The 9011-nt window shown below is 70.4% G+C and carries 9 protein-coding genes and 2 pseudogenes; 1 reads left to right on the top strand and 10 read right to left on the bottom strand.

Features of this window, described 5'->3' with window-relative positions:
* A pseudogene (locus tag R6V09_RS38495) lies at nucleotides 1-248 on the bottom strand (PLP-dependent aminotransferase family protein); the annotation flags it as partial.
* 78 nt (nucleotides 249-326) lie between these two features.
* A complete protein-coding gene (locus R6V09_RS38490) occupies nucleotides 327-1229 on the bottom strand; it encodes an SAM-dependent methyltransferase (protein WP_317886126.1) in 903 nt (300 codons plus the stop codon).
* A gap of 272 nt (nucleotides 1230-1501) precedes the next feature.
* Between R6V09_RS38490 and R6V09_RS38485 the strand changes: the two genes are divergently transcribed.
* Nucleotides 1502-1663, top strand: a complete 162-nt coding sequence (locus R6V09_RS38485; protein ID WP_317886125.1) for a hypothetical protein — start codon at nucleotides 1502-1504, stop codon at nucleotides 1661-1663.
* A gap of 6 nt (nucleotides 1664-1669) precedes the next feature.
* On the opposite strand, the gene R6V09_RS38480 is transcribed toward R6V09_RS38485, so the two are convergent.
* The 8 genes and pseudogenes from R6V09_RS38480 to R6V09_RS38445 all read right to left on the bottom strand — a co-directional run.
* The gene (locus R6V09_RS38480) at nucleotides 1670-2035 is read right to left on the bottom strand and encodes a DUF805 domain-containing protein (protein WP_317886124.1); all 366 of its coding nucleotides are present in this window, start codon (nucleotides 2033-2035) and stop codon (nucleotides 1670-1672) included.
* A 34-nt stretch (nucleotides 2036-2069) separates the two neighbouring features.
* Complete coding sequence (gene hemB, locus R6V09_RS38475; RefSeq protein ID WP_317886123.1) at nucleotides 2070-3065, bottom strand: porphobilinogen synthase; 996 nt, start codon at nucleotides 3063-3065, stop codon at nucleotides 2070-2072.
* Between the two features lie 64 nt (nucleotides 3066-3129).
* Entirely contained in the window at nucleotides 3130-4335 is a 1206-nt protein-coding gene (locus R6V09_RS38470) for a hypothetical protein (protein ID WP_317886122.1), read from the bottom strand.
* Nucleotides 4329-5162 (bottom strand): C39 family peptidase, encoded by an 834-nt coding sequence (locus R6V09_RS38465; protein WP_317886121.1) that lies wholly within the window; start codon nucleotides 5160-5162, stop codon nucleotides 4329-4331. The genes R6V09_RS38470 and R6V09_RS38465 overlap by 7 nt, the downstream gene beginning before the upstream one ends.
* 125 nt (nucleotides 5163-5287) lie before the next feature.
* Entirely contained in the window at nucleotides 5288-5557 is a 270-nt protein-coding gene (locus tag R6V09_RS38460; protein ID WP_317886120.1) for a helix-turn-helix domain-containing protein, read from the bottom strand.
* 188 nt (nucleotides 5558-5745) lie between these two features.
* Nucleotides 5746-7452 (bottom strand): bifunctional uroporphyrinogen-III C-methyltransferase/uroporphyrinogen-III synthase, encoded by a 1707-nt coding sequence (locus R6V09_RS38455; protein WP_317886119.1) that lies wholly within the window; start codon nucleotides 7450-7452, stop codon nucleotides 5746-5748.
* Nucleotides 7449-8408 carry a hydroxymethylbilane synthase gene (gene hemC, locus R6V09_RS38450; RefSeq protein ID WP_317886118.1) on the bottom strand — a complete coding sequence of 320 codons (960 nt, stop codon included), beginning with the start codon at nucleotides 8406-8408 and terminating at the stop codon, nucleotides 7449-7451. Before hemC ends, R6V09_RS38455 begins: the two co-directional genes overlap by 4 nt.
* A pseudogene (locus R6V09_RS38445) lies at nucleotides 8405-9011 on the bottom strand (glutamyl-tRNA reductase); the annotation flags it as partial. The gene hemC and the pseudogene R6V09_RS38445, both read right to left, overlap by 4 nt.

The raw sequence follows: 9011 nt of genomic DNA, 5'->3' as shown, positions 1-9011 counted from the left end.
TCGCCCTCGGTCGTCGCGTACTGCAGCGCCTGCGCGGGCGTCTCGGCGAGGACCGCCTGATAGGCCGCGGCGATACCGGTGGCGTCGAAGAGTTCGGGGGCCGGGAGCCCGCCCGCGAAGTTGATCACCTCGGGGCGGGCGGTGACGGCGAGGATGTCCCGTACCGGCGAACCGCCGATCGCACGGGCCCGCGCGGCGAACGGCGGCAGAGGGGCAAGGGAGGCGGGGACTGGCTCGGTGACGGTCATGCCTGGCAGCCTAGGAAAGTACCTGCCGTCTACAAACGGGTTTCCGCGATCCGGACGTCATTGAGTCCGCCAGGACAGTCAGGCCTTCGTGCCGGTCGCGCCGTAGACGTTGATGTCGTCGTCCGTCACATCGTTGATGTCCCGGTAGGTGATCTTCTCGATGTCGTCGAGGCCGTCGAAGTACGCCTGCTCCACCGCCGGCGGGGCCGGTGCCGGACCGGGGTGCCACTGGTGGGCGGGGATCACACCGGGCTCGTCCAGGGTGATCCCCCGGGCCTCGGTGAAGAACCGCTCGACCTCGGCCTTCGTGCGGAACACGAAGGTGAACCCCCGCTCCGTGTAGGTCCGTTGGACCGCGCGGGTCGGGATCGGGTGGATCTCGTCGGTGAGGTGGCTGAGCACAAGGTGGCTGCCGGACGGCAGGACATCCACCAGCTCGCGCACCAGCGGGTACGCCTCCTCGTCCTCGACGAAGTGCAGGATCGCCACCAGCAGCAGCGCGATCGGCTCGTTGAAGTCGAGGGTCTTGGCGGCCTGTTCGAGGATGTCGGCCGGGCGGCGCAGGTCGGCGTCGATGTAGTCGGTACGGCCCTCGTCCGTGCTGGTGAGCAGCGCGCGGGCGTGCGCCAGGACCACCGGGTCGTTGTCGACGTACACGATCCGCGACTCGGGGGCAATGCCCTGGGCGATCTGGTGCACGTTCTCCGCCGTGGGCAGTCCGGTGCCGATGTCGAGGAACTGGCGGACACCGTGCTCCTGCGACAGCCGGGTCACCGCGCGGCGCATGAAGTCCCGGTTGTGCCGGACGTCGAGATAACCGCGCGGGTTGTGGGCGAGCGCGGCGGCTGCGGCCTCGCGGTCGACCGGGTAGTTGTCCTTGCCGCCGAGGAAGACGTCGTAGACACGGGCCGGGTGCGCCTTGGTGGTGTCGATCCTCCTTCTCAGCTCGGCGGGATCTTGGCTGAGGGCGTCACCGGGCATGCGTGTCTCCCAGAAGAGTGGGTCATTCGAAGGACAACCGGAGCGGTGCTCAATCCAGTGGTCAACAACCTAACTCCCGGCGGGACTTGATGGTGCCCAGTGCGAGGGACGGGTCCCGGCGTCCCGTGCCACGCCCGGAACGGACGGCATCCCCGCAGGTCAGCGCCGACGGGACGGTCCAGGCGTCCCGAATCCGGCAGCGGCCGTAGCGCCCGCGGGGCCCGACCGCCCAAGCTGCACCCACACACCGCTTCGCTCCGACAGGGGGACCCATGCCCGTCCGCACCACCCGCGTCCGCCTCCTGGCCACCGCGACGGCGGCCGTACTCGCCGCGCTGCTGCTCACGGGCTGCAAGGACGGCATGGGCGTACGCGACGAGGGCCCGTCGGGCACGACCCCCACACCGGCCGCGACCGCGCAGTCCTCACGTTGAGAACGGTCAGGCGTGCGCCGGGATCCGCTTCGGACACGGGCCGAACCGGTTCCCGCCCGGCTCGCTCTCCGTCAACAGGAAGACCAGCATGACGACGGTGCCGACGAACGGGACGAGACCGACGAGGGACCACCAGCCCGAGTGGTCCGTGTCGTGCAGCCGCCGGACGGTCACGGCCAGCCCGGGCAGCAGGAGCATCACACCGAAGACGAACACGGCGACGAGCAGCGCGGGCGACTTCTCCGAGGCGCCGAGACCGCCCAGCACGACACAGCCGACGTAGACGACCGCCGCGAACACCCAGTACTCCAGGCGCCGCGCGCGCCCGTCGAAGTCCGCGTACTTCCGCAACGCCTCGACGAACCAGTACACCGCTGCCCCCTGCCCACCCGCGAGACCTGCTGTCTCAGTCGCGCAGCTTAAGCGCTGCCTCGACCGCCCAATAGGTCAGGATGTTCCGCGCCCCGGCCCGCTTGATCCCGGTCAGCGTCTCGAAGATCGCCCGGTCCCGGTCCAGCCAGCCCTTCTCGGCGGCGGCCTCGACCATCGAGTACTCGCCGGAGATCTGATAGGCGACGACCGGCACGTCCACGGCCTCGGCGACCTTCGCGAGGATGTCCAGATAGGGCCCCGCCGGCTTCACCATCACCAGGTCGGCGCCCTCTTCGAGGTCGAGCGCCAACTCCCGCATGGACTCACGGGCGTTGGCCGGGTCCTGCTGGTACGTCTTGCGGTCCCCCTTGAGCGAGGACCCGACGGCCTCACGGAACGGGCCGTAGAACGCGGACGAGTACTTGGCCGTATAGGCGAGGATCGCGACGTCCTCCCGCCCGATCTGGTCGAGCGCGTCCCGGACGACACCGATCTGCCCGTCCATCATCCCGCTCGGCCCGACGACATGCGCTCCCGCGTCGGCCTGCACCTGAGCCATCTCGGCGTACCGCTCCAGGGTGGCGTCGTTGTCGACCCGCCCCTGCTCGTCGAGCACCCCGCAGTGCCCGTGGTCGGTCGTCTCGTCGAGACACAGGTCGGACATGACGAGCAGCTCGTCCCCGACCTCGGCCCGCACATCCCGCAGCGCGACCTGCAGAATCCCGTCCGGGTCCGTCCCCGGCGTCCCAAGCGCGTCCTTCTTGCTCTCCTCCGGCACCCCGAACAGCATGATCCCGGAGATCCCGGCGGCCACGGCCTCGGCGGCGGCCTTCTTCAGACTGTCCCGCGTGTGCTGCACGACCCCGGGCATGGCAGCGATCGGCACCGGCTCGCTGACCCCCTCCCGCACGAACGCCGGGAGGATGAAGTCGGCCGGGTGCAACCGGGTCTCGGCAACCATCCGCCGCATGACGGGGGTGGTCCGCAGCCGCCGGGGGCGCGAGCCGGGAAAGGATCCGTACGTCGTCATGACTTCTACGCTACGCCCGCCCCACGGGTACCTTTGCCGACGGCCAGTCGGCCCGTGGGGCGTCTCACGACGAGGAGTGCCGCCAGGCCAGGACAGTCGGCTTGGCGCCCCTGGAATCGGCGAACTGGTAGGGGTCGTAGACGACGTACAAGGTGTCGTCATAGCCCCTGGGCACGCCGAGCCCGACCGCGTCGGCGGCGAAGACGGTCGCCTTGGTGGGCTGTCGGACGTCGTTCAGGGCGTATCCGCTGATCGACCAGGTCACCAGACGGTTCCTGGTGATCCAGTCGACGGTGTAGAAGCCGTTGACCGTCTTGCCCACCTCGACCGGAGCGGTCCCGGCGCCGATCGTGAGGACCTTGATCCTGGTGTTCTCGTCGGCGGGGCGCGGGTAGTAGGCGATGCGCCCGCCCCGTACGGCGAAGCCGCCGCCGCCGGTGAACGTCGCCACCTTCGCGGCGACCGCCGACCGCTGCCGCAGACCGACGCGGTAGGTGGTACGGGTACTGGTCCCGCCGTCCTGCGACAGCTTGCCCTCGGTGAGGTACAAGGTGGTGCCGTCCACGTCGAGTTGACCGAAGCCGGCGCGGGTCAGGACACGTACGGCCTTGCCCCCGCCCGGCGTCCAGCGGAAGACGCCCGCCTTGGCGCCGGTCACGGCCTCCTCCCACACGAAGGAGCCGCCGTCGGCCAGCGGATGCGGCACCTGGCTCTGGCGACCGGAGTGCGCCGACTCGGCGAGCAGCACCGGCCTGGACGAGGTGAGGGGCTGGCCGTACAGCCGCCAGCGGTAGCAGTCCGCGGCCTGCGAGTCCGCCTCCCCGCAGGCCGAGCCGTCGAGCTGACGGCTCTCCACGCGCAGCAGCCAGCCGGATCCCAGGGTGACCGTGTTGGCCGTCCAGCCGGAATCGACCTGCCGGTAGCGCCGGGCCGTACCGGTGGCGGGGTCCACTACCCAGGTCTGGGAACCCTGGCCGTCGGACGCCGAGCCGGTGGGCGGTACGGCGAGGAAGGCCAGGTTCCGCCCGGAGCGGACCACGCCCGAACTGTCGATGTTCCAGCCCTTGGGCATGCCCAGGGTGCCGTCGGGCGCGAGCTTCGCCAGGACGCGCGGCACCGGGGAGACCGGCTTCAGCCGGAGCGGGGTCAGGGCGGCCTTGGAGGCCGAAGTCCGTTCCGCGGCCGTGGAGTTGCCGTCACATCCGGTGGCCAGCAGTGCCGCCGCGCACAGCAGCGGCACCAGCAGCCGGGAGCGCCGGACCACTACCACACCAGCTCGTTGTCGGCCTTCGCGTCACTGCCGAACTTGGCGTTCATCGCCGCGTAGACGTACTTGCGGTTGACCACGTGGCGACCGTACAGGACGTCCGCATCGGCCGGGTCGAAGTACTTGATGGAGACGCCGTCGCTGCCGTAGCCGTAGAGGCTGATGAAGTGCAGGCCGTGGTAGCCGTTGCTGGTCCAGATCGGCAGGGAGTGGCCCTGGACCAGTGGGATCAGCGGGGCCTTCAAGCTGCCGATGTCGGTCTTGGCGCGGGCGAAGAGGTATTTCGCGCTGGTGGTGTTTTTGTCGTCGTAGTAGTAGTTGCGGCTCTCGTAGGTGTTCAGGACGGGGTAGATCTTCGAGGCGGCCGTGCCGCCCACGGTCGTCCTCATGGAGGTGGCCATCGAGCCCTGCGTCTTGGTGACACCGAAGGCGGTGAGCGTGGCGCGGCCCGCGGCCGGGCCGCACCAGTACGAGCGCTGCTGCATCTGCGTGGTGATCGTGAGCGTCTTGTACGTGACGGCGGCGGTCGCCCCGCCGGCGTCCGTCGTGGTGGCGTCGTCGTCGTCCGGCAGCGTGGCCAACTCGGCGATCACCCGCCAGGCCTTGGCGAACGCGGCGGCCTTGCCCTCGGTGTCCGAGGCGGCTTCGTCGGCGTCGTCGGTGATCGCGCCGGAGAGGGCGTTCGAGGTGGCCATCTCCGTCGACGACGGGTCGGTGTCGTCGGTCCCCTCGGACTCGTCGTCGGCGAACGCCGGGCCCGCGACGAGACCGGCGGTGAGCACGCCGACGGCCAGCGCGCAGGCGATACCGAGACGATTGCGTCTGTGCATGGTGTGGTTCCCCCTTGAGGAAGCGCCGTGACGGCACTTCGACAGCCCCGTTGATCTGGTCCAGGCCAGTCAACCGGGCGGGCACGTGCGGCACATCGGCTCCCCAGCCAGTTACCGGAAGGTAACTACCCTGGGAAACCGCCGACTTGGGCCAGCACCACCGCACAGGCGATCTCCACCCGGCTGGTCGCCTCCAAGTGCCGCAGCACATCGGCGACATGCGCCCGCGCCGTGCGCGGACTGATGAACAACCGGACCGCGATCTCCGGATCACTCAACCCGCCCGCCACCAGCTCGGCCACCTCCCGCTGGCGCGGACTGAGCCGGATCAGCCGGCGCGCTCTCACCCGATGCCCCGCGACGATCCCGTCGAGCGGCAAGCCCCCGTGGCTCATGCACTCCCCCTCATCCCCATGCCGGTCAGAGCATGGACATGACGTGAAGATAGCCGGGGAAGTGATGGAGAGCTCAAGTATTTAGGGCACGCAAAGAGCTGGGGGCACGCGAAGAACCGGCACGCGAAGAGCGCGGCGGCCCCTGAGGACCACCGCGCTCACCGCGATACCGGACCGGACCCCGGCCGTCAGGTCGTACGACGCCGCCGAGCCCCCGGCCGACGCTCACTCGGCCGAGTGACGGGATCCCCCGCCTCCTCCGCCGCCGCGCGCCTCCGCAACCCGAAGTTCGCCAACGCCTCGGCCAACTTGTGCACGGACGGCTCCGGCGCCATCACATCCACCCGCAGCCCATGCTCCTCGGCCGTCTTCGCCGTGGCGGGACCGATGCACGCGATCACCGTCACGTTGTGCGGCTTCCCCGCGATCCCCACCAGGTTCCGCACGGTCGACGACGACGTGAAGAGAACGGCGTCGAAGCCACCCCCCTTGATCGCCTCCCGCGTGTCCGCCGGCGGCGGCGACGCCCGCACGGTCCGGTAGGCGGTGACGTCGTCGACCTCCCACCCGAGCTCGATCAGCCCGGCGACCAGAGTCTCCGTGGCGATGTCGGCACGCGGCAGGAACACCCGGTCGATCGGGTCGAAGACGGGGTCGTACGGCGGCCAGTCCTCCAGCAACCCGGCCGCGGACTGCTCCCCGCTCGGCACCAGATCCGGCTTCACGCCGAAGGCGATCAGCGCCTTGGCGGTCTGCTCACCGACCGCCGCGACCTTGATCCCCGCGAAGGCACGGGCGTCGAGCCCGTACTCCTCGAACTTCTCACTCACGGCCTTGACCGCGTTGACCGACGTGAAGGCGATCCACTCGTACCGGCCGGTCACCAGCCCCTTGACCGCCCGCTCCATCTGCTGGGGCGTCCGCGGCGGCTCGACGGCGATCGTCGGCACCTCGTGCGGAACGGCGCCGTAGGACCGGAGTTGGTCGGAGAGCGAGGCCGCCTGCTCCTTCGTGCGCGGGACGAGGACCTTCCAGCCGAACAGCGGCTTGGACTCGAACCACGACAACTGGTCGCGCTGGGCGGCGGCGGAACGCTCACCGACCACGGCTATCACCGGCCGGCCACCGTCCGGGGACGGCAGCACCTTCGCCTGCTTCAGCGTCTGCGCGATGGTGCCGAGCGTCGCGGACCAGGTCCGCTGACGAGTGGTCGTACCAGCCACTGTGACCGTCATCGGAGTGTCCGGCTTACGGCCGGCCGCCACCAGTTCGCCGGCGGCCGAGGCCACCGAGTCCAGGGAGGTCGACACGACGACCGTGCCGTCCGACGCGCCGACCTCGGTCCAGCAGCGGTCCGACGCGGTACGGGCGTCCACGAAGCGGACGTCCGCGCCCTGGGCGTCCCGCAGCGGGACACCGGCGTACGCGGGCACGCCGACGGCCGCGGCGACACCGGGCACGACCTCGAAGGGAACACCGGCGGCCACGCAGGCGAGCATTTCCTCTGCGGCGTACGTATCTAGTCCGGGGTCCCCGGACACCGCACGCACGACCCGCCTGCCGCCCCGCGCGGCCTCCATGACAAGATGTGCCGCATCCCGCACAGCGGGTAGGCCAACGGTTGTTGACGCACCGTCAACGACCGTTAGTTGAGGCGTGCCCGTGCCCGGGAGCGAGTCCGAAGAAGGACCCGATTCCGGATGCACGACGACCACGCCTGGTCGGGCGTGCGCACGTACGACGTCGAGCACCTCGTGCTCGGCGACGAGAACGTCCGCGTTCGCCAGCGCCTCCACGGCGCGCAGTGTGAGCAGTCCCGGATCTCCGGGTCCGGCACCCAGGAAGGTGACGTGCCCGTGTTCCGGACCGGCGGCGGGAAGAGTGGTGGGGCTCACTTGGCTTGCTCCCCCATCAGACCGGCCGCGCCCTGGGCGAGCATCTCGGCGGCGAGTTCGCGACCGAGCATCAGTGCTTGGTCATGCGTCTCGGGCACGGGACCGGTGGTGGACAGCTGCACCGTACGCGAACCGTCGGTCGTGCCGACTATTCCGCGCAGGCGCATTTCCTTGACAATCTGCCCGTCGGCCAGAAGGTCGGCCAGCGCGCCCACAGGGGCGGAGCAGCCGGCCTCCAGGGCGGCGAGCAGGGACCTTTCGGCAGTCACGGCGATCCGCGTGAACGGGTCGTCGAGCTCGCCGAGTGCCGCGATCAAGTCCGCGTTGTCCGCGGCACATTCGATCGCCAGGGCCCCCTGGCCGGGGGCGGGCAGAACAGTGTCGACCGACAGGAAGTCGGTCACTTCGTCGAGCCGGCCGATCCGGCTCAGTCCGGCGGCGGCCAGGACCACGGCGTCCAGCTCACCGTCCCGCACGAAGCCGATCCGGGTGTCGACGTTGCCCCGGATCGGGACCGTCTCGATGTCGAGGCCGTGGCCGCGCGCGTACGCGTTCAGCTGGGCCGTACGACGCGGGGAGCCCGTACCGATGCGCGCCCCGCGGGGCAGGTCGGTGAACTTCAGGGCGTCCTTGGCGACGAGCACGTCCCTCGGGTCCTCGCGCTCCGGAACGGCGGCGAGCACCAGGCCCTCGGGCTGCGCGGTCGGCAGGTCCTTCAGCGAATGAACCGCGAAGTCGACCTCACCGCCGAGCAGCGCGTCCCGCAGCGCGGTCACGAAGACCCCGGTGCCGCCGATCTGGGCGAGGTGCTCGCGGGAGGTGTCGCCGTAGGTGGTGATCTCGACGAGCTCGACGGGCCGTCCGGTCACCTGGCTCACGGCGTCCGCCACCAACCCGGACTGGGCCAGAGCAAGTCTGCTCCGTCTAGTGCCGAGCCTCAGTGCCTTCTTACTCATGCTGGCCCTCGGTTCTTGCTGTTCTTCTCAGAGTCTTCTTCGGCCCGCGAGACGGAGGCCACCGTCTCCTGGTCGAGGTCGAACAGGGTGCGCAGCGCGTCCGCGTACCCGGCGCCGCCGGGCTCGGCCGCGAGCTGCTTGACCCGTACGGTCGGCGCGTGCAGCAGCTTGTCCACCACGCGCCGCACGGTCTGGGTGATCTCGGCGCGGTGCTTGTCGTCGAGGCCGGGCAGCCGTCCGTCGAGCCGGGCGATCTCGTTCGCCACGACATCGGCGGCCATGGCACGCAGGGCGACCACGGTCGGCGTGATGTGCGCGGCCCGCAGGGCTGCCCCGAAGGCCGCGACCTCGTCGGAGACGATACGCCGTACCGCGTCCACGTCCGCCGCCATCGGAGCGTCCGCCGAAGCCTCGGCGAGCGACTCGATGTCCACCAGCCGCACCCCGGCCAGCCGGTGCACGGCGGCGTCCACGTCACGCGGCATCGCGAGGTCGAGGACCGACAACACCGGCGCGGGGCGCGGGATCTGGGCGACGGGCTCGGGCCTGCGCCGCTCGGGGATCCGGCCGACGGTCGCGGCCATGGTGGCGAGTTCGGTGATG

Source organism: Streptomyces sp. W16 (genome assembly GCF_033194735.1).
Taxonomy (GTDB): Bacteria; Actinomycetota; Actinomycetes; order Streptomycetales; family Streptomycetaceae; genus Streptomyces.
The sequence above is the reverse complement of the archived record's forward strand: the minus strand, read 5'-3'. Positions and strand labels throughout refer to the sequence as shown.